Source organism: Pseudomonas fjordensis, assembly GCF_976987115.1.
On the sequence record NZ_OZ336860.1, the window covers coordinates 1,928,324 to 1,953,125 of the forward strand.

Here is a 24,802-nt window from a genome sequence, read left to right on the forward strand (position 1 = left end):
AGAGTGCTGCCCCATGAATGACCTGATCGCACGTATCGTAGAATTGGATTGGCAAGAGCGCTTTGACCCTCGTTCACTGGAGCGTGGTTTCGAGTACGCTGGTGAAAGTCGTCTCGAAATAGTCGAAGTGGGAAAACACCGGTTGATCGCGCGTTGCAAGGGCTCCGGTCGTAACGTCTACAACCAGGTGATCACACATGTTGTCACATCAAATTGGGCGACTGTCGAGTGTGTGTGTTCTTGCCCGGTAGCGATCAATTGCAAGCACGCGGCTGCGGCGCTGTTTATGTTGACTGTCCTGCACGAAGACCTGAACCCGCCTGTAAAGCAGCAAAAGACACCGGTTGAGCGCCTCAGCCCCCAGCTCGAAAAGTGGCTTGAAAGCATCCCTGAACCCACGCCTGTGGATGAGGAACAACCCAGGAATACGGGCACCTCTTTGCTGTATCAGCTCTCCCCCGATCCCTATTCGACGAGGTGGTCATTAGAGCTATATCGGGCGCGTGTGTCGAAGAAAGGTGACTACAGCGATATCAAGCCGCTGTACTCGATCGATGAGACGTTGCGACGTGCTCCCGCCTATATGCATGAGTTGGATACACGTATTTGTCGATTGCTGTTGTTGAGCCGGTCTTATAGTTCCTATAACACCCGTTATCAGCTGGCCGGCGAGCCAGGGGCCGAAATTCTCCAATTGGCGCTGAAAACCCAACGTCTGTTTATTGAGCAGGGCCCAGGCCTGGCGCTTAAGTCCGGCCCGGCTCTGCCCGCGCGTTTTGATTGGGCCATGTTGTCCGATGGCAATCACATTCCCAAGTGGATCAGCAACGGACGCGAGTTGGACAAGGTGTTGCCCCTCAAACCGCTTCATTATCTTGACCGCGATAACTTGGCGATCGGGGTGATCGATCACGGGCTGGATGACAATCTGGCCATGCATCTTTGCGCCTTGCCGATGATTCCAGCTGATCAGGTCGCGTTATTCAGTCATCGGATCAGTTCGATATCCAAGGTGATTCCTCCGCCGCGCGAGCTGACCGAGCGTGTGGTCGATACGTTAGAGCCTCAAGGATGCCTCACCTTGGGTAGCGACGAGTCCTACGTCTACAGCCAGGCGCACCATCGGCAAATGCTCACGTTTGAACACCGCGCCGCCTTGGCTTACCGATACGACGCCTGCCTGGTCAGCGGCAAAGGCACTGAGGACATCCTGTTTCTCAACGGCACCGAAACCCAACGTATCCAACGCAAGCCGTTGGCTGAAAAAGCCCTGCGCAAGACCCTCACGAAGATCGGCCTTAAAGCGGTCACTCGCAAAACCCGTGCGCTGCCTGCCAGTGCCGGAGATATGTTCGATCTACCCACTGATGAAGCCTGGCTGCGCTTTGTTGAACGCGACCTGGCGGTTTTGCGCGAGGCCGGGTGGGAGGTGGTCATCCATCCGGGCTTTTATTACGACGTGGAGGCTGTGGATCACTGGTACGCGGATATCGAAGAGACGCCGGGTCATGAGTGGTTCAACCTTGAGCTGGGCGTCGAGGTCAATGGCGAGCGGCACAGCCTGTTGCCAATCATGCTCGACTTGATGCGTCACCAGCCCAAACTACTCGATGCCACTTACATGGCTGAACGTGACGATGATGAGCGGGTATTGGTCAGTTTGGGCGCCGGCACTCACACCAAAGTCGCGCTGCCCTACGGCCGTATCAAACCCCTGATGGCGACCCTCGGCGAACTCTACCTGCGCGCACCTGAAGGCGATGCACTGCGGTTGAGCGCGCCCGACGCGGCACGGCTCAGCACCCTGGATGCAATACCCTTGGTCTGGCAGGGCGGCGAGCGGCTGCGTGATTTCGCCAAGCGTCTCAAGGAGGCCACGCACGTCAATGTACCGGCTCCTCAGGGCCTGAACGCCGAACTACGTGGCTACCAGCTCGAAGGCCTTAACTGGATGCAAGCCCTGCGCGAGCTGGACGTCGGCGGGATTCTTGGGGATGACATGGGCCTGGGGAAAACCCTGCAGGCCCTTGCCCATTTGCTCTGTGAGAAACAGGCCGGCCGCTTGCAGGCGCCTGCTCTGGCGGTGATGCCCACCAGCCTGGTCCCCAACTGGATGGATGAAGCCGCGCGTTTTACCCCTCAACTCAAGGTCCTGGCGCTGCACGGCTCGCAGCGCCAGGCTGACTTCGCGCGCCTGGCCGATTACGACCTGGTCCTCACCACTTACGCGCTGCTGTCGCGAGACCTTGAAGTGCTGCAGCCTCAATGTTGGAGTGTGCTGATCCTCGACGAAGCGCAAAACATCAAGAATCCCAACAGCAAGGCAGCCCAGGCGGCTCGTGAGTTGGAGGCCGGCCAACGTTTATGCTTGAGCGGTACGCCGTTGGAAAACCACTTGGGTGAGCTGTGGTCACTGTTTCATTTCTTGTTGCCGGGCTGGTTGGGCGATAGCAAGAGCTTTAATCGCGATTACCGCACGCCCATCGAAAAGTACGGTAATGCGCAGCGTATGCAGCACCTCACGGCACGTATCAAGCCGTTCCTGTTGCGGCGCAAAAAGGAACAGGTTGCCACGGAGTTACCGCCCAAGTCGGAAATCGTGCACTGGGTAGAGCTCAGCGATGCACAGCGGGATGTCTACGAAACGGTGCGTGTGGCCATGGATAAAAAGGTGCGCGATGAGATCAGTCGTCATGGCGTGGCCCGCAGCCAGATCATCATCCTCGAAGCCCTGCTCAAACTGCGCCAGGTGTGCTGTGACTTGCGCCTGGTCAAGTCTGTGCCGATGACTAAAGCGGCCAAGGCCGACACTGGCAAGCTGGGTAGCTTGATGGACATGTTGGAAGAGTTGCTCAGCGAGGGGCGGCGGATTTTGTTGTTCTCGCAATTCACCTCAATGCTGGCGTTGATCGAAGAGGAGCTCAAGCTGCGTGGGGTTGAGTACTCGATCCTGACGGGAGAGACCGTTGACCGACGTACGCCCGTTGAGAACTTCCAGGACGGCAAGACACCGCTATTCCTGATCAGCCTGAAGGCGGGCGGGACGGGCTTGAACCTGACAGCGGCGGATACGGTGATTCATTACGACCCGTGGTGGAACCCGGCGGTGGAAAATCAGGCCACCGACCGTGCCTACCGCATCGGGCAGGACAAACCGGTGTTTGTGTACAAGATGATTGCCCGGGGCACGGTGGAGGAAAAGATTCAGGCCTTGCAACTGGAGAAGGCTGCGTTGGCCGATGGGGTGCTGGAAGGTGGCGCCAGTGCGGGTTGGAAGCTGGAGCAGCGGGATATTGAGGCGCTGTTTGCGCCTTTGCCAGGCTGAAGACCGCGGCGCGGCCATCGCAGGCAAGCCAGCTCCCACACTTGAATGTATTTACAAATCAAAATGTGGGAGCGGGCTTGCTCGCGAAGGCGGCCTAACAGTCAGCGCTTCTCTTGCTTATTGGGCAACGGCGCAAACAACGCCTCAATCTCTTCATTGCCCAACTGCCAATCCCCCGTGGTCCGCCCATCCAGCACGCCCGCCGCCAGATCGGACTTCTCCTTCTGCAAGTGCTGAATTTTCTCCTCCACCGTGCCTCGGGCAATCATCTTGTACACGAACACCGGCTTTTCCTGCCCGATGCGGTACGCACGGTCGGTGGCCTGGTTTTCCGTGGCCGGGTTCCACCAGGGGTCATAGTGGATAACCGTGTCGGCTTCGGTCAGGTTCAAGCCTACGCCGCCAGCCTTCAGGCTGATCAAAAAGATCTGCAGCTTGCCGCTCTGGAAATCCTTCACCGGGGTGCGTCGATCCCGGGTCTGGCCGGTCAGCAAGGCGTAGGCAACCCCGCGTTTTTTCAGTTCGGCCTCGATCAGGCTCAGCATCGAGGTGAACTGCGAGAACAGCAGGATCCGGCGGCCCTCGGCAAACAGCTCATCGAGCATGTCCATCAGGCTGTCGAGCTTGCCCGAGCTGCTGCCACGGGCGGGCAGGGTAGCGTCGTTGACCAGGCGCAGGTCGCAGCACACCTGGCGCAGTTTCAGCAGGGCTTCGAGGATGATGATCTGGCTGCGGGCCACGCCCTTGCGGGTGATCTCGTCGCGGACCTTTTTATCCATGGCCAGGCGCATGGTTTCGTACACGTCGCGCTGGGCCTCGTTGAGATCGACCCAGTGGATAATCTCGGTCTTGGGCGGCAGCTCGGTCGCCACTTGCTCCTTGGTACGGCGCAGCAGGAAGGGTTTGATCCGGCCGTTGAGGTGTTGCAATCGCACCTCGCTGGCGCGTTTTTCAATCGGCACGCGGTAATCACGGTTGAAGCTCTTCACGTCGCCCAGCCAACCCGGCAGCAAGAAGTGGAACAGCGACCACAGCTCGCCCAAGTGGTTTTCCAAGGGCGTGCCGCTCAGGCACAGGCGCTGGCGGGCATTCAGTTCGCGCGCGGCCTGGGCCGCCTTGCTGGACGGGTTCTTGATGTACTGCGCTTCATCCAGGATCAAGACGTGCAAGGGCAGGGCGGCGAGCTGTTCGATGTCCTTGGGCAGCAGGGCGTAGGTGGTCAGCAGCAGGTCGTAGTCATTCAGGTTGGCGAAATGTTTCTTACGCCCCGCGCCATAAAGTGCCTGCACTCTCAGCTGCGGGGTGAAGTGCGCAGCCTCATCGAGCCAGTTCGGAATCAGGCTGGTAGGCATCACGACCATGCACGGCCGATCAAGGCGCCCGGCGATTTTCTCGGTAAGGATATGCGCCAGGGTTTGCAGGGTTTTACCCAGGCCCATGTCATCCGCGAGTATCCCACCCACCTCCAGTTGGCGCAGTGACTGCATCCAGCTCAAGCCTTCCAGCTGATAGGGGCGCAAGGTCGCATTCAAGCCTTCAGGCGCCGCGCAGGTGAAGTCCTTGATATCGCGCAGGCGCTGGGCGAAGTTGCGGATCTTCTCGCCGCCTTCCCATTGCAGTGGCAGGTCTTCCAGCGGGTTGAGGCGAATCGCGTCGGCCTTGGCCAGGCGCAGCGCGGTGGTGCCGGCTTCCTGCAGGTAAAACTCGCCGAGGGTCGCCAGCACCGGCTTCAAGCGGCCGTAGGGCAGCGCCACTTGCAGCGGGCCGTGGCCGTTGGGCAGGCCGGGGATGTTGACCAGGATCAGCTCTTCATCGCGGCGCCGCGCGAGCTTCTCCGGGTTGAGAATCTCGGTGTGGGAGCGCATCAGGTTCAGCAGGATCGGCAGCAGGCTCAAGCGTTCGCCGTTGACGATAATGCCCAGCTCCAGGTCGAACCAGTCGCGTTCCGGCCCTTCATCGACGGTGGCATACCAGTCATCGACCGGGCTGAGGTCAAAGCCGAAGTCTTCATCGATCTGCAGCTCCCAGCCCTCGGCGCGCAAGCTTGGCGACACATTGAGGGTGAAGTTCAGCCAGGCGCTGTCATTGACCATCTCGAACAGCTCGCCGGCACTTTCCGGCAGGGCCTTGCTCTGGCGCGTGGCGATCTTGAAGCCAAGCAGGCGCAGGTGTTCGCGATAGGCCTGTTCCTGCTCGGGTTGGCGCTTGATCCGCAGGCTCTGGGTCTCCTGGCGCACAATGATGTCGGCATTTTTTTGCCCGCTGACATAGTTGCCCAGGTAGTTGAACGACAGCGCCGCACGGTGCTGGATATAGCGCTGCATCTTGCCGTTGCGCGGCTCGAACGCGCTGAACTCGACGCTGGCCAGCCACAGGCGCGGCACCGGTGGCACGTCGTCCATCACCACCTGGGGCAGGACCACGCGGTTATCCAGCACCGCCTGGAGCTTTTCCAGCAGTTGCGCATCCTGGGCCGCTGCCGGGTAGGCCAGGGTTTCCTGAACCTTGAGCAGCACCGCCGCGATGTGTTTGCAGTTGGTGTGTACCGGGCACGTGCAGCGGCTGTCTACCAGGATCAGCAAACCCTTGGCCGATTCGCGCAGTGAGATGGTCTGGCGGTAAACGTTGCCGCCCGAGCCTTCGCAACTGGCGGTGATGGTGCTGTCGCCGCACTCGACGATGCGCACGCGGTTTTCCAGGGCGTAGCGCCGCCCGCGCTCAAGGCTCTGCTCTTTGAAGCGATTGGCCCACGAAGGGGCCAGGGGTTTGGTCAACGACGACGTCAGGGGCATGGCGCGCAATCAGTCCTGAAGGTCGGGCGGTGGTGCGCTGGGTGGCTTGGCGGTCAGCGAGGTGATCTTGATCAGCAGCGCCAGGTGGCCGCCGTCCAGGTAGTTGAGCTGGTTGTTCTTGGTGCGCACGTCTTTCTGGCTCAAGTGTTCGCTGGCAATCACGCTGCCGTTGCCGTCGAACTGGTTGATCCAGAAATCCGCATCGATATCGGTAAAGCGCCCCAGTTGCAGGCTCAACACCCCTTCGATAGGGAACTGGCCGAATTGCTCCTGGCCATCGGTGATCGCCACCTTCACCGCTTGCTCGCCCAGGTTCTGTTCCCAGGCCTTGTGCGCGAGCACCGTGTAGTTGGCGTCGCCGCGCAGCTTGTCGACGATATTGCCCAGGCGCGGCGGGCTCATCCGCTCACCCAGGCGCGGCGCGCCCGCATCCCAGTTTTCCGGGGCGGCGCGGCTGTTGATCACAGGTTCCGCATTCTGGCGCACCAGGATCATTTCCACCTGATACAGGCTGTCGGCAAAGGCCGAAGGTGCGAGTACCACCAACAACAGGCTCAAAATGCGGAACACGCGCATGGGGGCGTCCTTAAACGGATTTCGGAATGAGGCGTTCAAACAGCGCCTCCAAGGTGTTGAAGCGTTCTTCGGCACGTTCCATCGGCACCATGAACTTGAACAGCGTAGCCCCTTCGAATTTGTAGCGGTTGGGCTGGCCCTGGATCAGCTTGATCAGCACCAACGGGTCGACCGGCGTCTGCGCTTCGAATTCGATACGCCCGCCTTGCGGCCCGGCGTCGACTTTCTTGATGCCCAACTGCTCGGCCTGCAACTTGAGCAGGGTCAGGCGCACCAGGTTCTTGGTCGGCTCCGGCAGCAGGCCGAAGCGGTCGATCATCTCTACCTGCAAGTCCTTGAGGCCTTCTTCATCGGCCGCCGAGGCAATGCGCTTGTACAGGATCAACCGTGCATGCACATCCGGCAGGTAGTCTTCGGGAATCAACGCTGGCAAGCGCAGGTTGATCTCCGGGCCGCCGCCCAAGGGTTGGTCGAGGTTCGGTTGCTCGCCTTTGCGGATGGCTTTCACCGCGCGCTCGAGCATCTCCATATACAGCGTGAAACCCACCGCCTGGATCTGCCCGCTCTGGCCGTCGCCGAGCAACTCGCCGGCACCCCGGATTTCCAGGTCATTGGTGGCCAATACAAAGCCGGCGCCGAGGTCCTGGGTATTGGCGATCGCTTCCAGGCGTTTTTCCGCATCGGAAGTGATCTGCTGGCGCGGTGGCGTCAGCAGGTAGGCATAGGCCTGGTGGTGACTGCGCCCGACGCGGCCGCGCAATTGGTGCAACTGCGCCAGGCCGAACTTGTCGGCGCGCTCGATGATGATGGTGTTGGCGCTCGGCACGTCGATGCCGGTCTCGATGATGGTCGAGGCGATCAGCACGTTGAAGCGCTTGTGGTAGAAGTCGCTCATCACCTGTTCGAGTTCGCGCTCGCGCATCTGCCCGTGGCCGATGGCGATGCGGGCCTCCGGCACCAGTTCGGCGAGGTCGGCGGCGCATTTCTCGATGGTTTTCACATCGTTGTGCAGGTAGTACACCTGGCCGCCGCGCAGCAGTTCGCGCAGCAGGGCTTCCTTGACCGTGCTCTTGTTCTGCTCCATCACGAAGGTGCGCACCGACAAACGACGCGCCGGTGGCGTGGCGATGATCGACAGGTCGCGCATGCCCGACACTGCCATGTTCAGCGTGCGCGGAATCGGCGTGGCGGTGAGGGTGAGGATGTCGACTTCGCTGCGCAGGGCCTTGAGCTGTTCTTTCTGGCGCACGCCAAAGCGGTGCTCTTCGTCGATGATCACCAGGCCCAGGTTCTTGATCTTCACATCGTCCGACAGCAACTTGTGGGTGCCGATCACGATGTCGATTTTGCCTTCGGCCAGATCGGCGACGGCAGCATTCACTTCCTTGGCGGACTTGAAGCGGCTCATCACCTCCACGGTCACCGGCCAGTCGGCAAAGCGGTCGCGGAAACTGTTGTAGTGCTGCTGGGCGAGCAGGGTGGTGGGCACCAGGATCGCCACTTGGCGACCGCCGTGTACCGCAATAAAGGCTGCACGCATGGCCACTTCGGTCTTGCCAAAGCCCACGTCGCCACACACCAGGCGGTCCATCGGCTTGGGCGCGAGCATGTCGGCGCGCACGGCTTCGATGGTGGTTTGCTGGTCGGGGGTTTCTTCGAAGGCAAAACCGGCGCTGAAAGTGGCGTAGTCGGCTTTCGGGTCGGCGAACGCGTAACCTTCGCGGGCGGCGCGGCGCGCATAGATGTCGAGCAGTTCGGCGGCCACGTCGCGTACCTGTTCGGCGGCCTTGCGCTTGGCTTTCTGCCAGGTCTCGGAGCCCAGGCGGTGCAACGGCGCCAAGGCGTCGTCGCTGCCGGTGTAGCGGGCGATCAGGTGCAGGTTGGCCACCGGCACGTAGAGCTTGGCGCCCTCGGCGTATTCCATGGTGAGGAATTCGGCGGCCTGGTTGTCGATCTCCAGGGTCTGCAGGCCCAGGTAGCGGCCCACGCCGTGGTCGATATGCACCACCGGCGCGCCTTCGCGCAGCTCGGTGAGGTTCTTGATCACCGCGTCGTTGTTGGCGTCGGCGCGTTTTTCCCGGCGTCGGCGCTGCATCACGCGTTGGCCGAACAGCGGGCTTTCGGCGATCAAGGCCAGCGCCGGGTCATCCAGCCGCAGCCCTTCGTCCAGCGGCGCGATGGTGATCGCCAGGCGCTCTTTGCTGGCGACAAAATCCGGCCAGCTGTCGACGGTTTTCGGCCGCAGCTTCAGGCGTTCCAACAGCTCCAGCAGCACTTCGCGGCGCCCGGCGGATTCGGCGGTAAACAGCACGCGGCCCGGGAAGTCACCGAGGAAGTTAGACAGCGCCTCCAGCGGTTGCGTGGCTTTGGCCTGGATCGCCAAGTCGGGCAGCGCGCTCGCCGGGAAACGCTCGCGGCCACTGCCAGCGTCCACGTCCTGCTGGCTGGCGACCACTCGCGGCCAGTTTTTCAGGCGCGCGAAGCAGTCTTCCACCGGCAGGAACAGCTCAGCGGGCGGCAATAAAGGCCGGGACGGATCCACGCGGCGCTCTTCATAGCGGTTGCGCACGTCGTTCCAGAAGTTTTCCGCGGCCTGTTCGATACCCGGCAGCGAGAACACCTGGGTGTCCTGGGGCAGGTAGTCGAAGAGGGTGGAGGTTTCGTCGAAGAACAGCGGCAGGTAGTACTCGATGCCCGCGGGCGTGATGCCGCTGCTCAAGTCTTGGAAGATCGGGCAGCGACGGAAGTCCACGTCGAAGCGTTCGCGAAAGCGCGCCTTGAAGCGCGTGACCGCGTCTTTTTGCAGCGGGAATTCCCGCGCCGGCAGCAGCTTGATCGAATCGACCTTGTCGATGGAGCGCTGGTTCTCCGGATCGAAGGTGCGCAGCGTCTCGATCTCGTCATCGAACAGGTCGATGCGGTACGGCAACTTGCTGCCCATCGGGAACAGGTCGATCAAGGCGCCGCGCACCGCGAACTCACCGTGTTCGTACACCGTGTCGACGCAGCGGTAGCCGCTGGCTTCCAGGCGCGTGCGCATCTGCTCCACATCGAGCTTCTGGCCGACGTCCAGCACCAGGCTGCTGCCGAGCAGGAACTTGGTCGGTGCCAGGCGGTGCAGGGCGGTGGTGATCGGCACCACCAGCACGCCGTGGGCCAGTTCCGGCAAGCGGTACAGGCTGGCGATACGCTGGGAGATGATGTCCTGGTGCGGCGAGAACAGATCGTAAGGCAGGGTTTCCCAGTCGGGAAAATGCAGCACCGGCAAATCCGGGGCGAAGAAGCTCAGCTCCTGCTCCAACCGTTCGGCACTTTGGCTGTCGGCGGTGAGCAGCAGGGTAAAGCGCTTGGCTGCGCTGGCAGCCTCGGCAATGGCCAGGCTCAGGGCGGCACCGGGCAGGTTGCCCCAGTGCTGTTTACCTGCCGCGGCAGGGAGTAGCGGTAGACGCAGAACGGGCACGGAAGGTTGAGCTCCAAGCGTTGCGACAAAGTCGGTAATTGTAACGGCCCCAGGTGCCGCCTGTCAGTTGCTGACTGTGCCTATTACGGTTTGTAGGAAATGTAGTGGCTAAGACAAACAATGGCGGGTTTTGACTCAATATGTAGTGCCAAAATGCGCGAATGTTTAGGAGGGTTACGGACAAGTCGGCCTGCTCGCCAAACTAGTGGCCTTCTGGAACCCGCGTGTTTCCTGGGCTGTAGCGCGGTGGTATTTTTTTGCAAGGGCTTTTTGTTGCCCTTGGCGCATTGCTCAACGCTCAGTCGGGCGACATAATGTAGCCCCTTTTTTCTGCCCCTACATGTGGAAGGTTCCCGTGACTCAGAAGCCCGACCAGTGTCTTGGTGAATGGATCGACCGTGAAGCACTCGCTGAAGCGATGATTCCGCTTATCGGTCAGCTGTACCGCAATAACAATGTGGTGAGCTCGATCTATGGCCGCAGCCTGATCAACCAGTCTGTCATCGCGATTCTCAAAGCCCACCGCTTTGCGCGCCATCGCTCCGCCGACGACAGCGAACTCTCCGTCCACGAAACATTCCCACTGCTCAAAGCCATGAGCGAGCTCAAGCTCGGCGCGGCTTCGGTAGACCTGGGCAAGTTGGCGTACAAATTCCGCAAAGAAGGCGCTGGCCGCACCGCCGAGCAGTTCGTGCGTGAAGAAATGGCCGATGTGGTTGGCCAGCAAAACGCTGCCGCCCGCAAAGGCACCGACGTGGTGTTGTACGGCTTTGGCCGTATCGGCCGCCTGCTGGCGCGCATCCTGATCGAAAAAACCGGTGGTGGCGACGGCCTGCGTCTGCGTGCCATCGTGGTGCGTAAAGGCGCCGAGAACGATCTGACCAAGCGCGCCAGCCTGCTGCGTCGCGATTCGGTACACGGTTCGTTCAATGGCACCATCACCATTGACGAAGAAAACAACACCATCACCGCCAACGGTAACCTGATCCAGGTGATCTACGCGAAGAACCCGACTGAGGTGGATTACACCCAGTACGGCATCCAGAACGCCCTGCTGGTGGACAACACCGGCGTATGGCGCGATGCCGAGGGCCTGGGCCAACACCTGGCATGCCCGGGTGTCGACCGCGTTGTACTGACCGCGCCTGGCAAGGGCAAGCTCAAGAACATCGTGCACGGCATCAACCACGCTGAAATCACCGCTGACGACAAGATCGTGTCCGCCGCTTCCTGCACCACCAACGCCATCGTGCCGGTGCTCAAAGCTGTGAACGACAAGTTCGGCATCGTCAACGGTCACGTTGAAACGGTTCACTCGTACACCAACGACCAGAACCTGATCGACAACTTCCACAAGGGTGATCGCCGTGGCCGTAGCGCCGCGTTGAACATGGTGATCACCGAGACCGGTGCTGCTACCGCTGCTGCCAAGGCCCTGCCTGAGCTGGCCGGCAAGCTGACCGGTAACGCGATCCGCGTACCGACGCCGAACGTGTCGATGGCCATTCTCAACCTCAACCTTGAGAAAGCCGCCACCCGTGAAGAGATGAACGAGTACCTGCGCTACATGGCGCTGCACTCCGACCTGCATAAGCAGATCGACTTCGTCAATTCCCAGGAAGTGGTCTCCACCGACTTCGTGGGCTCGCGCCACGCCGGTGTGGTGGACGCCGAAGCGACCATCACCCAGGACAACCGTGTTGTGCTGTACGTGTGGTACGACAACGAGTTCGGCTACAGCTGCCAGGTAGTTCGCGTGATGGAAGACATGGCTGGGGTCAACCCGCCTGCGTTTCCGCGCTAAGCCTTTGCGCTGAATGAAAAAGCCCCGACTGGTTCGGGGCTTTTTCATGCCTGTGGGTTTTGTGGTGTCTGGGAGGGCCTTATCGCAGGCAAGCCAGCTCCCACAGTTGAAATGCATTTACCTGTGGGAGCGGGCTTGCCCGCGATGACGATGGAACCGTCAACGCCGCCATCACTTGAGTAGCGTGTTGCGCAAACTGTCGGACAGACCTTTGGGCCCCAGCCAGATACCCAGGTAGGCCTTCGCTAATTCAGCGTCCGGGCTGCTGAACACCACCTGGCCATTAATCTCCAGATTCAACCCGCGCCCCGGACGAAAATCCAGGGCATAGCGATCGCCGCTGCGAATATCCCGAAAGCGCGCGTGCAGCTTGGCTATCTCCGGGTTCAACCCGGCATTGGCCTGCTGGCGTTCCAGGGTGACGGTGGCCGCCTTGATCACATCATTGCGGTCGATGTCGCGAAAGTAATACAGCGCCAGGCGCACAGCCTTCTGCTGGTCCCAGGCCTGCTTTGCAGCTAGGTCAGCCGGTGCATACAGCGCCGCCGCATACACATCCGCCCAGAGATAGGTGAACACCGCCTGGTTTTTCAAGGCCAGCCCCTCGACCTGTGCCGGGAAGCTCGCCTGCCTGAGCCGCTGCGCATCGTTGGCGTGCGCCGTGAGCGACACCATCAGCATCAAACAGAAAAATAGTTGTCGCATAATGGCTCATCCTGAATTCGGCGCTGGTTTGCGTCCTGTAGTATGGCAACACTGGCCTACGACGCGACCAAGGGTTAATGTTCGCGGCGCTCGGCCTTCTATAGACTGTGCCCCGGTTCACACACTTGAGCCAAATTGTCCTTCATGCACGCTGGCCGCGGCATGATTTAGCCCGGCGTCCAACCGTACGCCTGGCCTGTTCTGAGGAGTACGCATGGCTGTCTACAACTACGACGTGGTGGTACTGGGTTCCGGCCCAGCTGGAGAAGGTGCGGCGATGAACGCTGCCAAAGCAGGGCGCAAGGTGGCGATGGTCGATAGCCGTCGCCAGGTCGGCGGTAACTGCACCCACCTGGGTACCATCCCGTCCAAGGCGTTGCGTCACTCGGTACGGCAGATCATGCAGTTCAATACCAACCCGATGTTCCGGGCCATTGGTGAGCCGCGCTGGTTCTCGTTCCCGGACGTATTGAAAAGCGCTGAAAAAGTCATCTCCAAGCAAGTCGCCTCGCGCACCGGCTACTACGCCCGTAACCGCGTCGACCTGTTCTTCGGCACCGGCAGTTTCGCCGACGAGCAAACCGTCGAAGTGGTCTGCGCCAATGGCGTGGTCGAGAAGCTGGTGGCCAAGCACATCATCATCGCCACCGGTTCGCGCCCGTATCGCCCGGCGGACATCGATTTTCACCACCCGCGTATCTACGATAGCGACACCATCCTGAGCCTGGGCCACACCCCGCGCAAACTGATCATCTACGGCGCCGGCGTGATCGGCTGTGAATACGCCTCGATCTTCAGTGGCCTGGGTGTACTGGTAGAGCTGGTGGACAACCGTGACCAGTTGCTCAGCTTCCTCGACTCGGAAATCTCCCAGGCGTTGAGCTACCACTTCAGCAACAACAACATCACCGTGCGCCATAACGAAGAGTACGAGCGGGTCGAAGGCCTGGACAACGGGGTGATCCTGCACCTCAAGTCCGGCAAGAAGATCAAGGCCGACGCCTTGCTGTGGTGCAATGGCCGTACCGGCAACACCGACAAGCTGGGCATGGAAAACATCGGGGTCAAGGTCAACAGCCGTGGCCAGATCGAAGTGGACGAGAATTACCGCACCTGCGTGCCGAACATCTACGGCGCCGGTGACGTGATCGGCTGGCCAAGCCTGGCCAGTGCCGCCCATGACCAGGGCCGCTCGGCCGCTGGCAGCATCGTTGACAATGGCAGCTGGCGCTACGTGAACGACGTGCCGACCGGGATCTATACGATTCCCGAGATCAGCTCCATCGGCAAGAACGAGCACGAACTGACCAAGGCCAAGGTGCCTTACGAAGTGGGCAAGGCGTTTTTCAAGAGCATGGCGCGTGCGCAGATCGCCGGCGAGCCGCAAGGCATGCTGAAAATCCTGTTCCACCGCGAAACCCTGGAAGTGCTCGGCGTGCATTGCTTCGGCTACCAGGCCTCGGAGATCGTGCACATCGGCCAGGCGATCATGAACCAGCCGGGTGAGCAAAATACCCTCAAGTATTTCGTCAACACCACCTTCAACTACCCGACCATGGCCGAAGCCTATCGGGTAGCGGCCTACGACGGCCTCAACCGGCTTTTTTGAGCGGCTCCGGCCGGTGGCCTGAGCCGGCCGGGGAGACCGATTTCAGTAATTCTCGAGGGTGGCAGTGGCCAAACCGGGAAAGTCTGTAATCAGGCTATCTACGCCGAAGTCGGCGAGCCTGCGCATCAGCGCAGGTTCGTTGACTGTCCACACGGACACATGCAAGCCCTGGCGCTGGGCTTTTTCCAGCCGCTCGGGGGTGCACAGCGTCCAGTTCAATGCCAAATACTCACAGCCATAGTTCTGCGCGACCTTCAGCGGGTCGAGCCAGGCGTATTCGGCGACCAGGCCGCGTGACAGGTCTGGGGTGAGTTCCACGGCGGCCTTGAGTACTTCCCGCGAGCTTGACGTGACCGTGACCTTGTCCATCAAGCCAAAGCGCACGGCCATTTCGCGAATCGCCAGCACGGTGGTCGCGGCACGGGTACGCGAGGCGCTTTTGACTTCCAGTTGCCAGTGATCGAAGTCGCACTGTTCGAACAACGCCTCCAGGCGTGGGATCGGGCAGGGGCTTACCCAGCCTGGGCCGCCTTTGCGCGCGTCCATTTTCACCAGGTCAGCCGCCGAATACTCGACGACTTTGCCGCGCCGGTCGGTGGTGCGCTTGAGGGTCGGGTCGTGGATGACCATCAACTCGCCGTCCATGGACAGGTGCAAGTCCAGCTCGCAGCGGCGTACGCCGTGCTTGAGGCACTCCTGAAAGCTGGTCAGGGTGTTTTCCGGTGCTTCGCCTTTGGCACCGCGGTGGCCGTAAATCAGGGTCACAGTTGCTCCTTTGCGCCAGGATGGCTGGCGTCGTGAATACGCATTCAGAGGTCTTCGCTTTGTTCTCGCGCCAGGCGGCGTTCCTGGGCCTGTTTCTGCAGGATATAGCGCGCCAGCAGTTGGCGTTGGGCATCGGTCATGGACTCGAATTCCGTGCCCACATCAAAGCCGTCGCCCTTGGGGTCGCAATGGGTCACCCGCGCGCGCAGCAACAGGCCGAGCGCCTGGGGCATCAGCACCAGCTTGACCGCCAGGTGAGTGTCGGCGGCCAGCGGCGTGGGGTGCTGGAAGTCGATGCCGCCCTCGGAGAGGATCACCGGTTGCGGCGCGCCCACCTCGTTCAGCAAACCGCGGGCCATGACCTGGCTGAGCAGGTCCAGGCGTTTGTTCTGCACTTTGAGGAACGCCGCGAGGCTGCGGTCTTTCTCGTTGATCTGGCGCAACAGGTGCTGGGCTTCGAATTCGCTCAGGTGCAGTTCGCTGAGCAGATTGAACAGCGGCGAATCATCCAGCAACACTTCCTTGCTCGCCGCGTCGGGGCCAGACAGGGGTTTGATTTGAAGTGCGATCATGTCATCGATACGGTAGTATTCGCGGCGCTCTTCTTCATCTAATGTCGACATGGCGAACCCCAGGTAACGGTAATGGTCTGAGTGTAAAGCTGCTGACCAGACCCCGCCACCGGGACGTCTTCTTTTCCTCCGAACAAGCCCCGACATGTTCAGACCTCTCTTCGTATTTATCGGCACGCGTTATACCCGTGCAAAGCGTCGCAATCATTTTGTGTCGTTCATTTCCTTGACCTCGATGATCGGTCTCGCCCTAGGCGTGGTCGTGATGATCGTGGTGCTGTCGGTGATGAATGGCTTCGATCATGAGATGCGCACCCGCGTGCTGGGCATGGTGCCCCACGCGACCATTGAAGGCGATGCGCCGATCAATGACTGGCAAAGCCTGGCCGCCAAGGTCCAGCAGAACCCCAAGGTGGTGGCGGTAGCGCCGTTTACCCAGATGCAGGGGTTGCTGACCAACGACGGCAAGGTGCAGAAGATCCTGCTCAATGGCATCGATCCGGCCCAGGAACACAACGTCTCGATCATCGACAAGTTCATGCTGCAAGGTAAGCTCGACGCGTTGGCGCCGGGCAGCTTCGGCATCGTCATCGGTGACAAGGCCGCGGCCAAGCTGGGCGTGGGGGTTGGCGACAAGCTGACCTTCGTCGCCCCGGAAGTCACCGTGACCCCGGCCGGCATGTTCCCGCGCATGAAGCGCTTTACCGTGGTGGGCACCTTTCACGTTGGCGCTGGCGAGATCGACGGCTACATCGGCCTGACCAACCTCACCGACCTGGCCCGCCTGCATCGCTGGCAGCCCGAACAGGTGCAGGGCCTGCGCCTGAAATTCAACGACCTGTTCGACGCCCCGCGCGGCGCCTGGGAAATTGCCCAGCACCTGGGGGAGACCGAGTATTACGCCCGCGACTGGACCCGTACCCACGGCAACCTGTACCAGGCCATCCGCATGGAAAAAGCCATGATCGGTCTGTTGTTGCTGCTGATCGTCGCCGTGGCGGCCTTCAACATCATCTCCACCCTGGTGATGGTGGTGAACGACAAGAAGGGCGACATCGCCATCCTGCGCACCCTGGGCGCTACGCCGGGGCAGATCATGGCGATCTTCATGGTGCAGGGCACCGTGATCGGCGTGGTTGGCACCTTGATCGGCACGGCGGTGGGCATCCTGGCAGCGCTGAACGTCAGCGCCGCCATCGCCCTGCTTGAAAAAGTGATCGGCCACAAGTTTCTCAACGCCGACGTCTACTTCATCGATTACTTGCCGTCCCAGGTGCAAACCCAGGACGTGCTGATGGTGGGCGGCGCCGCGTTGGTCCTGAGCTTCCTTGCCACCCTGTATCCAGCCTGGCGCGCGGCACGTACCCAGCCAGCACAGGCATTACGTTATGAGTGAATCGGGCATGAGTGAAAAAGCAATCCTGAGCTGCCGCAACCTGGGCAAATCCTACGAGGAAGGCCCGGAGTCGGTGGTGGTGCTGTCCAACCTGCAGCTTGAACTGCACCCTGGCGAGCGCGTGGCAATCGTCGGCAGTTCCGGTTCCGGCAAAAGTACCTTGCTCAACCTGTTGGGCGGCCTCGATACGCCGTCCCAGGGCAGCGTATGGCTGGCCGGTGAAGAGCTGTCGGCCTTGAATGAAAAGGCCCGTGGCCAACTGCGCAACCGCTCGTTGGGCTTTGTGTACCAGTTCCATCACTTGCTGCCGGAATTCACCGCCCTGGAAAACGTGTGCATGCCGCTGTTGATCGGCAAAACCGCAATTCCCGAAGCGCGCCAGCGTGCCACGGCCTTGCTTGAGCGTGTCGGCCTGGGCCATCGCCTGGAGCACAAGCCAGCAGAGTTGTCCGGTGGTGAGCGCCAGCGCGTGGCGATTGCCCGTGCCCTGGTGAACAACCCCGGCCTGGTGATGCTCGATGAGCCGACCGGTAACCTCGACTCCCACACCGCCCAGGGCATCAAGGACTTGATGCTGGAGTTGAGCACCCAGATGCGCACCGCGTTCCTGGTGGTGACCCATGACATGAGCATGGCCCGGCAGATGGACCGCGTACTGCATTTGCAGGAAGGTCATCTGGTCGCTATCTGACCTGTTGCAAGCCCGGTTTTTTGAGGCCGGGCTTTTTCATTTTTTCAACGGTGCCCGCGAATGTTCAGACCGTTATCGATTTTTATCGGCACGCGCTATACCCGCGCCAAGCGCCGCAACCGTTTTGTCTCGTTTATCTCGATGACCTCGATGATCGGCCTCGCCCTGGGCGTATTGGCGATGATCGTAGTGCTTTCGGTGATGAACGGCTTTCAGCGTGAAATGAGCTCGCGCATCCTCGGCATGGTGCCCCACGCCACTATCGTCGGCGTAAAGCCGATTGATGATTGGCAGCCGGTGGCCGCCGCTGCGATGAAGAATCCGCAAGTCACCGCCGCCGTGCCCTTCACCCAAATGGACGGCATGTTTTCCTATAAGGGCGCGATGCAGCCGATCGAGATCAGCGGCGTCGACCCGGCCCAGGAAGGCAAGGTGTCGATCGTGGCCCAGCACATCGTGCGCGGCAAACTCGACGACCTCAAACCTGGCGAATTCGGCGTGGTGGTCGGTGATATCACCGCACGCCGCTTTCGCCTGAGCGTGGGCGACAAGCTGACCCTGATCGTGCCGGAACTCAGCAGCGCCCCAGGCGGCATTACCCCACGCATGCAACGGCTGAACGTGGTGGGCATTTTCAAGGTTGGCGCCGAGCTGGATGGCTCCATGGCCCTGATCCACATGGCCGACGCCGCTGAAATCCAGCATTGGCAGCCCAACCAGGTGCAAAGCGTGCGCCTGGCGGTGAAGGACCTGTATGCAGCGCCCAAAGTCTCGGCAGATATCGCCGCCAGCCTGGGCGCGGCCTACAAGCCGGACGACTGGACCCACACCCAGGGCAGCCTGTTCAGCGCCATGAAAATGGAAAAGACCATGATCGGCCTGCTGTTGCTGATGATCGTCGCCGTGGCCGCGTTCAACATCATCGCCACCTTGATCATGGTGGTGAACGACAAGGGCGCGGACATCGCCATCCTGCGTACCATCGGCGCCACGCCTCGGCAGATCATGGCGATCTTCATGGTGCAGGGCACCGTGATTGGCGTGGTCGGCACCCTGATCGGCGGCGTGCTGGGGGTGATTGCGGCGCTGAACGTGAGTGAACTGGTGGGCTGGCTGGAGCGGGTGAGCGGGCAGCATATCTTCAGTTCGGATGTGTACTTTGTCAGCAACCTGCCTTCGGAACTGCAAGGTGGGGATGTGTTGCTGATTTGCTCGGCGGGGTTTGTGTTGAGCTTTTTGGCGACGATCTACCCGGCGTATCGGGCGGCGAAGATTGAGCCGGCGCATGCGCTGAGGTATTCGTAACCTGATCGTTCCCACGCTCTGCGTGGGAATGCCTCACCGGGCGCTCCGCGTCCGCTGTTGGGACGCAGAGCGTCCCGGAATGCATTCCCACGCGGAGCGTGGGAACGATCAGCGGAGCGTGGGAACGATCAGCAGTCGCCCTTGGGCAATTCAATCACAAACCGGGTCCAGCCCGCCTGCGACTCACAATAAATCCTCCCGCCATGCGCCCGCACAATCGACTGGGTAATCGCCAACCCCAACCCTGCATGTTCGCTGCTGCCTGCACGCCTGGACGGATCGGCTCGGTAGAAACGATCAAACAGCCGCGGCAATAACGGCGCGGGAATGCCTTCCCCGCTGTTCTCCACCGTCAGTGTCACGCCACTCTCGATCCGTACCCGCACTTCACCGCCCGGTGGGGTAAAGCGCAGCGCGTTATCCAGCAAGTTCGACAGGGCCCGGCGCAACATGCCGCGATCGCCCATGGTATGGGCGCTGCCTTCGCGCACCAGCGTCACCTGCGCGTCCTCCGCCAGCAGGGCAAAAAACTCCAACAGTGCGTCGACCTCATCGCCCAAATCCAGGGCTTCTCGGCTGGGCATCAGCAAGCCGTGGTCAGCTTTGGCCAGGTACAGCATGTCGTTGACCAGTTGCGCCATCCATTGCAGCTCTTCGAGGTTGCTGTGCAGCGCCTCGCGGTAATCCTCCAGCGGGCGTGGCTGGGTGAGGATGACTTGGGTCTGGGTCAGCAGGTTGGACAGCGGTGTGCGCAGTTCGTGGGCGATATCCGCGCTGAAGGCGGACAGGCGCTGGAATGCGTCGTCCAGGCGGGCCAGCATGGCGTTGACGGCCTGGGCCAGTTCCGCCAGTTCCACCGGCATTTGCTCCTGGGGTAAGCGTTGTGTGAGGGAGTGGGCGGAGACGCTGGCGGCCACTTCGCCCATGCGCCGCAGCGGTCGCAAGCCACTGCGCGCAGCCCAGGCGCCGAGCAGGGCGGTGGCCAGGGCCGAGAGGCTCACGGTCAGCCAGATCAAGCGTTGCATGCGCTGTAGAAAGTGCTGGTGGTGAGTGATGTCGAGGATCAGGGTCAACTGGGGCGAATCCAGTTGGCTGGGCGTCAAGGGCGCGATGAAGACGCGGTAGTCGGTGCCTGCCTGTTGCAGGCTGTGCAGGCCGGGCGCCTGGGGCAAGCTAAGGTTGGGCGCGCCGTCCAGCCAACGTTGACCCGCCCCGGTGATGCGCAAGGTGAGGTCGGGCTGGTGATCGAGTTCGGCACGCAGTTGAGGGGTGCGCTGGGCGAGGTCTTCCGGTGAGGCGACACCCTGCAAGGTGCTGCGCAGGGCCACCAGTTTGCTTTCGAGCTGTTGCTGGTCCAGCTCCATGAAATGCGCCTCGCTGGCCCGGTTGAACAATACTCCGGCGATCAACGAAACCACCGCCGTGCAGGCGGCAAACAGCAGCGCCAGGCGGCTGGTCAGGGACAGGCGCTTGATCACGTGAACCGCTCCTCCAGCACGTAACCCATGCCGCGCACGGTGTGGATCAGTTTGTTGGGGAAATTGTCGTCGACTTTCAGGCGCAGGCGGCGAATGGCGACTTCGATGATATTGGTGTCGCTGTCGAAATTCATGTCCCACACCTGGGAGGCGATCAGGGTCTTGGGCAGTACTTCGCCCTGGCGACGCAGCAGCAGCTCCAGCAGCGCGAACTCCTTGGCGGTGAGGTCGATGCGCTGGCCGCTGCGCTCGACGCGGCGGCGGATCAAGTCCAGGCTCAGGTCGGCCAGTTGCAACAGGGTGTCCTGCGGCGTGCTGCTGCCACGGCGCAACAAGGTGCGCACCCGCGCCAGCAGTTCGGAAAAGGCGAAGGGTTTGACCAGGTAATCGTCGGCGCCCAACTCCAGGCCGTGTACTCGGTCTTCGACGGCATCGCGGGCGGTGAGGAACAGCACCGGGATGTCCAGGCCGGCACTGCGCACCGCCTGCAGGATTTGCCAGCCGTCGCGGCCGGGCAGCATCACATCGAGGATCAGCAAATCATAGTCGCCCGTCAGCGCCAAGTGCTGGCCACTGGTACCGTCGGCCACCAATTCGGTGGTAAAGCCCGCCTCGGCCAGGCCCTGGCGCAGGTAATGACCGGTTTTGGGTTGGTCTTCGACGATCAGCAGTTTCATATCGGGCTCTTGGTCAAGGTGGGCGCCGGCCTTTATACCCTGGGCTCCGGGGTATGAGCACAAGCTGACAAAGTTGTAATCTAGCAGTCAGCTGGCTGGCAGCGAGGCCATCTTAAAGTGTTGCCCAAGCTGGATACCTATTGTGGAGAGTGAAAGATGGCGTTGCGTACACCCCTGTTATTGGCGGGCTGCCTGCTGGCGTTGAGTTTCAATGCGCTGGCGGATGCGGCCCATACCTACGCGTTCGGCCAGCCGGCCCCGGCAGATAAAGCCACGCGCACCGTTGAAGTCACGCTGCGGGACATCGCCTTTGAGCCCAAGTCCCTGGACGTCAAGGCCGGTGAAACCGTGCGCTTCGTGCTGGTCAACAAGGGCAAGTTGCTGCATGAGTTCAACCTGGGCGACGCGGCCATGCATGCCGCCCACCAGAAAGAGATGATGCAGATGCAGGCCAGCGGCATGCTGACCGCCACCGGCATGGGCAAGATGGACCACGGCGCCATGGGCCACGGCGATATGGGCGGCATGAAGCACGATGACCCCAACAGTGTATTGGTGGAGCCGGGCAAGAAGGCCGAACTGACCTGGACGTTCAAGCAGGCCACCGGCCTTGAGTTCGCCTGCAACCTGCCAGGGCATTACCAGGCAGGCATGGTCGGCAAACTGACCGTTGAGTGAGGCGTTTGTTAAGGGCGGGGGCAAAGGCTGGTAGACTGGCGCGGTTTATTTAGCCAGGTTTCCGCCATGCATCCCGCAGCCGAACATTCGCCGCTGGGCAAGTCCAGTGAATACATCAGCACCTACACGCCTTCGTTGCTGTTTCCGATTCCACGCGCCGCCAAGTGGGCCGAGCTGGGCCTGAGCGCCGAGACCCTGCCGTACAAGGGCGTGGATTTCTGGAACTGCTTCGAGCTGTCCTGGTTGTTGCCGTCGGGCAAGCCGGTGGTGGCCATCGGTGAATTCAGCATTCCCGCCGACTCGCCGAACATCATCGAGTCCAAGTCCTTCAAGTTGTACCTCAACTCGCTGAACCAGACCGCGTTTGCCGACACGCAAAGCCTCGAAGCCACCCTGCGCACCGACCTCAGCTTAGCGGCCGGCAAGCCCGTGAATGTGCGCATTCGCAGCCTGGCCGATATCGAAGCCGAAGGCGTGATGGCGCTGCCGGGCGTGTGCATTGACGACTTGGATATCAACGTCAGCAGCTACGAACACCCGCGCCCGGAACTGCTGCGTTGCGATGACTCGCGTGTAGTGGAGGAGAGCGTGCACAGCCACCTGCTCAAATCCAACTGCCCGGTGACCAGCCAGCCGGATTGGGGCAGTGTGGTGGTGGAATACCGTGGTGCTGCGCTGGATCACGCCAGCCTGCTGGAATATATCGTCAGCTTTCGCCAGCACTCGGACTTTCATGAGCAGTGTGTGGAGCGGATCTTCCTGGACTTGCAGCGCTTGCTCAAGCCGGAGAAGTTGACCGTGTATGCGCGGTATGTGCGTCGGGGTGGGTTGGATATCAATCCGTACCGCAGCACTGAGAACACCCAGTTCCTGAACGTGCGCCTGGCGCGTCAGTAAGCCTTACCCAAATCCCAATGTGGCAGGGGGCTTGTGTGGGAGCGGGCTTGCTCGCGAATGCAGTGGGTCAGTTACACATGAACTGACTGATACACCGCATTCGCGAGCAAGCCCGCTCCCACATTTGGTTTTGTGTTTGGCTTGGGTTTGGGTTAGATGCCGATATTGGCCAGGGTGGTCATGATATTGCGCAAGGTCCCAGAAATGACTGGATGTTCAGCATCAAACTCTATGGCCGCTTGATTCACATCGTCGGAAATACTGGGTGTCTGAGTCGCCGGTTCCAATTCAAGTTGCATTTCGAACTTGGCAATCAGCGCCTCCAGTGCTTTGCGTTTCTCCACTGGCAGCGGCGGGTCCTGTTCCAACTGCCCGCGCAGGATCTCGACCTGTTCTTCCAGTTTTTTGCGATCAGGCATGACGTTCTTTCCTTTTATCGATAGGCACTGGCATAGACCGCGGCACGCCGTGAAAGGTCTACGGGCTGACCTGTAGATTAATCCACTGGGGCCAACTGTGCATGATCTCGATCAGGGCTTCTCGCCCTTGAGCTGGCGCAGGCGGATGTCGGCCAGGCAGGTGCCGAGTTCGCCGAGGTGGTCGATCACCGAGTGCACGCCCAGGCCATAGAGTGCCACCGTGGCCTTGCCACGCTTGTGTTCGCGTTGCTGCTCGGTGAGCGCCTGCCATTGCTGGGGCGACAGGCCGCAGAGCGAACCGCAGGAGGCCAGGCCGATGGTCCACAAACCGGCATTCAGGCCCGATTGCAGCAGGCGCGGCTCGCCGCTGACCAGTACGCAGCCTTCCAGGCGTTCGATGTTCAACTCCATCAAGGCTTGCCAGCAGGCGTGGGGCGCAGGCCAGCGAATGGAGGAGGGCGAGGCGGCCTTGAGCCAGCCAGGCAGGCCGGCGCACAGTGGCGTGGTTACGGCGGGAGGCAATTCGTCCAGCCAGGCGCAGGGCACGCCTTGTTCTTTGAGGCTGCGCAATATCTTCAACGCCCCCGGCGTGGCCTCGGCGTCGGCGCAAGGTGAGTCGGTGCGCGCCAGGGAACCAAAATCCACCAGGCAGCCACTCAGGCCAAATAACACGGCGGTCAACGAGGGGGCGGCGGCGACGGCAATCTCGGCGTGTGGCATCTGAACGTCCCTGAAATAGCTGCCACGCTATCGGGGCGGCATGACAAGGGGATGACACTGTCGATATTTGTGGGAATTTTGTGCATTTTCCGTAAGACGATTCTAGGTAGCTGCCTAAATCGACACTTCCGTCATATACTGACAGCCTTATTCAGGGCATAGCGCCCATGACAGACCATTCAAGGAGCAAAAGCTATGCGCTGGAGCCAGTACTTCGCTCAGCTATCGGTGTGTGCCACCATCCTGTTGGCACCGTTCGCAGCCCAAGCGGCCTCGGAAGATGACCCATGGGAAAGCGTCAACCGCCCCATCTTCACCTTCAACGACACCGTTGACACCTACGCCCTCAAGCCCCTCGCCCAGGGCTATCAGTTCGTCACCCCGCAATTTGTGCAGGACGGCGTTCACAACTTCTTCCGCAACATCGGTGATGTCGGCAACCTGGCCAACAACGTGCTGCAACTCAAGCCGCACAATGCAGGCGTCGACACCGCCCGCCTGTTGGTCAACACCACGTTTGGCGTACTCGGCTTTATCGACGTCGGCACCAAAATGGGGCTGCAGCGCAGCGATGAAGACTTCGGCCAAACCCTCGGCTACTGGGGCGTGGGCAGCGGCCCGTACGTGATGATCCCGTTGCTGGGCCCAAGCACCTTGCGTGATGCGCCGTCCAAATACGTCGACAGCTATACCCAACCGTACCGCTACATGAACGACATCGGCTGGCGTAACAGCACCTTCGGCCTCAACGTCGTCGACGTGCGCGCCAGCCTGCTCGACAGCGAGAAGCTGATCAGCGGCGACAAGTACACCTTCATTCGTAACGCTTACCTGCAGAACCGAGAGTTCAAGGTCAAGGACGGCAAGGTCGTTGACGACTTTTAAGCTGTGACGTTTTGAAATGAAAAAGGCGACCTTTCTAAGGTCGCCTTT

19 protein-coding genes are annotated in these 24,802 nt (G+C 61.0%); 9 read left to right on the forward strand and 10 right to left on the reverse strand.

Annotated elements, in window-relative coordinates; translation table 11 throughout:
- Positions 1-13 precede the first annotated feature (13 nt).
- Positions 14-3,325: a DEAD/DEAH box helicase gene (locus ACWHXD_RS08920; RefSeq protein ID WP_138762169.1), complete on the forward strand. Its 3,312-nt coding sequence runs from the start codon at positions 14-16 to the stop codon at positions 3,323-3,325.
- A gap of 101 nt (positions 3,326-3,426) precedes the next feature.
- Here the strand turns inward: ACWHXD_RS08920 and ACWHXD_RS08925 are convergent, their stop codons facing one another.
- From ACWHXD_RS08925 to mfd, 3 genes are read right to left on the reverse strand one after another with little or no spacing between them, the layout of a single operon-like run.
- On the reverse strand, positions 3,427-6,117 hold the full coding sequence (locus ACWHXD_RS08925; RefSeq protein WP_138762168.1) for a DEAD/DEAH box helicase: 2,691 nt from the start codon (positions 6,115-6,117) through the stop codon (positions 3,427-3,429).
- Positions 6,118-6,126: 9 nt separating this feature from the next.
- Positions 6,127-6,693: a CsiV family protein gene (locus ACWHXD_RS08930; RefSeq protein WP_499083842.1), complete on the reverse strand. Its 567-nt coding sequence runs from the start codon at positions 6,691-6,693 to the stop codon at positions 6,127-6,129.
- Positions 6,694-6,703: 10 nt separating this feature from the next.
- A complete protein-coding gene (gene mfd / locus ACWHXD_RS08935; protein ID WP_032892840.1) occupies positions 6,704-10,153 on the reverse strand; it encodes a transcription-repair coupling factor in 3,450 nt (1,149 codons plus the stop codon).
- A gap of 340 nt (positions 10,154-10,493) precedes the next feature.
- On the opposite strand from mfd, the gene ACWHXD_RS08940 reads away from it, so the two are divergent.
- Positions 10,494-11,957, forward strand: coding sequence for a glyceraldehyde-3-phosphate dehydrogenase (locus tag ACWHXD_RS08940; RefSeq protein ID WP_032873405.1), 1,464 nt, complete (start codon positions 10,494-10,496; stop codon positions 11,955-11,957).
- A 171-nt stretch (positions 11,958-12,128) separates the two neighbouring features.
- Here the strand turns inward: ACWHXD_RS08940 and ACWHXD_RS08945 are convergent, their stop codons facing one another.
- Positions 12,129-12,662: a chalcone isomerase family protein gene (locus tag ACWHXD_RS08945; RefSeq protein WP_032892839.1), complete on the reverse strand. Its 534-nt coding sequence runs from the start codon at positions 12,660-12,662 to the stop codon at positions 12,129-12,131.
- 214 nt (positions 12,663-12,876) lie between these two features.
- On the opposite strand from ACWHXD_RS08945, the gene sthA reads away from it, so the two are divergent.
- Positions 12,877-14,271 (forward strand): Si-specific NAD(P)(+) transhydrogenase, encoded by a 1,395-nt coding sequence (sthA, locus tag ACWHXD_RS08950; RefSeq protein ID WP_003189670.1) that lies wholly within the window; start codon positions 12,877-12,879, stop codon positions 14,269-14,271.
- Positions 14,272-14,313: 42 nt separating this feature from the next.
- Here sthA and ACWHXD_RS08955 read toward each other — a convergent pair whose 3' ends face one another.
- Both ACWHXD_RS08955 and ACWHXD_RS08960 read right to left on the reverse strand, forming a co-directional pair.
- Positions 14,314-15,036 (reverse strand): glycerophosphodiester phosphodiesterase, encoded by a 723-nt coding sequence (locus ACWHXD_RS08955; RefSeq protein WP_003189671.1) that lies wholly within the window; start codon positions 15,034-15,036, stop codon positions 14,314-14,316.
- 44 nt (positions 15,037-15,080) lie between these two features.
- Entirely contained in the window at positions 15,081-15,659 is a 579-nt protein-coding gene (locus ACWHXD_RS08960) for a PilZ domain-containing protein (protein ID WP_003189673.1), read from the reverse strand.
- Positions 15,660-15,753: 94 nt separating this feature from the next.
- On the opposite strand from ACWHXD_RS08960, the gene ACWHXD_RS08965 reads away from it, so the two are divergent.
- The 3 genes from ACWHXD_RS08965 to ACWHXD_RS08975 are packed head-to-tail and all read left to right on the forward strand — an operon-like array spanning position 15,754 to position 19,000.
- A complete protein-coding gene (locus ACWHXD_RS08965) occupies positions 15,754-17,004 on the forward strand; it encodes a lipoprotein-releasing ABC transporter permease subunit (protein WP_138762167.1) in 1,251 nt (416 codons plus the stop codon).
- A gap of 7 nt (positions 17,005-17,011) precedes the next feature.
- Positions 17,012-17,695: a lipoprotein-releasing ABC transporter ATP-binding protein LolD gene (gene lolD / locus ACWHXD_RS08970; RefSeq protein WP_019818240.1), complete on the forward strand. Its 684-nt coding sequence runs from the start codon at positions 17,012-17,014 to the stop codon at positions 17,693-17,695.
- A 60-nt stretch (positions 17,696-17,755) separates the two neighbouring features.
- On the forward strand, positions 17,756-19,000 hold the full coding sequence (locus tag ACWHXD_RS08975) for a lipoprotein-releasing ABC transporter permease subunit (protein WP_032892838.1): 1,245 nt from the start codon (positions 17,756-17,758) through the stop codon (positions 18,998-19,000).
- 128 nt (positions 19,001-19,128) lie between these two features.
- Here ACWHXD_RS08975 and ACWHXD_RS08980 read toward each other — a convergent pair whose 3' ends face one another.
- Both ACWHXD_RS08980 and ACWHXD_RS08985 read right to left on the reverse strand, forming a co-directional pair.
- Positions 19,129-20,478, reverse strand: coding sequence for a heavy metal sensor histidine kinase (locus tag ACWHXD_RS08980; RefSeq protein WP_032892837.1), 1,350 nt, complete (start codon positions 20,476-20,478; stop codon positions 19,129-19,131).
- A complete protein-coding gene (locus tag ACWHXD_RS08985; RefSeq protein ID WP_032892835.1) occupies positions 20,475-21,155 on the reverse strand; it encodes a heavy metal response regulator transcription factor in 681 nt (226 codons plus the stop codon). The genes ACWHXD_RS08980 and ACWHXD_RS08985 overlap by 4 nt, the downstream gene beginning before the upstream one ends.
- Before the next feature lie 156 nt (positions 21,156-21,311).
- On the opposite strand from ACWHXD_RS08985, the gene copI reads away from it, so the two are divergent.
- Positions 21,312-21,833 carry a copper-resistant cuproprotein CopI gene (gene copI, locus ACWHXD_RS08990; RefSeq protein ID WP_032892833.1) on the forward strand — a complete coding sequence of 174 codons (522 nt, stop codon included), beginning with the start codon at positions 21,312-21,314 and terminating at the stop codon, positions 21,831-21,833.
- 66 nt (positions 21,834-21,899) lie between these two features.
- Positions 21,900-22,730: an NADPH-dependent 7-cyano-7-deazaguanine reductase QueF gene (gene queF / locus ACWHXD_RS08995; protein ID WP_032892832.1), complete on the forward strand. Its 831-nt coding sequence runs from the start codon at positions 21,900-21,902 to the stop codon at positions 22,728-22,730.
- A 152-nt stretch (positions 22,731-22,882) separates the two neighbouring features.
- Here the strand turns inward: queF and ACWHXD_RS09000 are convergent, their stop codons facing one another.
- Together ACWHXD_RS09000 and pcrP are read right to left on the reverse strand one after the other, a co-directional pair.
- Positions 22,883-23,149 (reverse strand): DUF4404 family protein, encoded by a 267-nt coding sequence (locus ACWHXD_RS09000; protein WP_047710338.1) that lies wholly within the window; start codon positions 23,147-23,149, stop codon positions 22,883-22,885.
- 111 nt (positions 23,150-23,260) lie between these two features.
- On the reverse strand, positions 23,261-23,869 hold the full coding sequence (gene pcrP, locus ACWHXD_RS09005) for an HAD superfamily inactivated hydrolase PcrP (protein WP_003189687.1): 609 nt from the start codon (positions 23,867-23,869) through the stop codon (positions 23,261-23,263).
- A 195-nt stretch (positions 23,870-24,064) separates the two neighbouring features.
- On the opposite strand from pcrP, the gene ACWHXD_RS09010 reads away from it, so the two are divergent.
- Positions 24,065-24,754, forward strand: a complete 690-nt coding sequence (locus ACWHXD_RS09010; RefSeq protein WP_032892828.1) for an MlaA family lipoprotein — start codon at positions 24,065-24,067, stop codon at positions 24,752-24,754.
- Positions 24,755-24,802 lie beyond the last annotated feature (48 nt).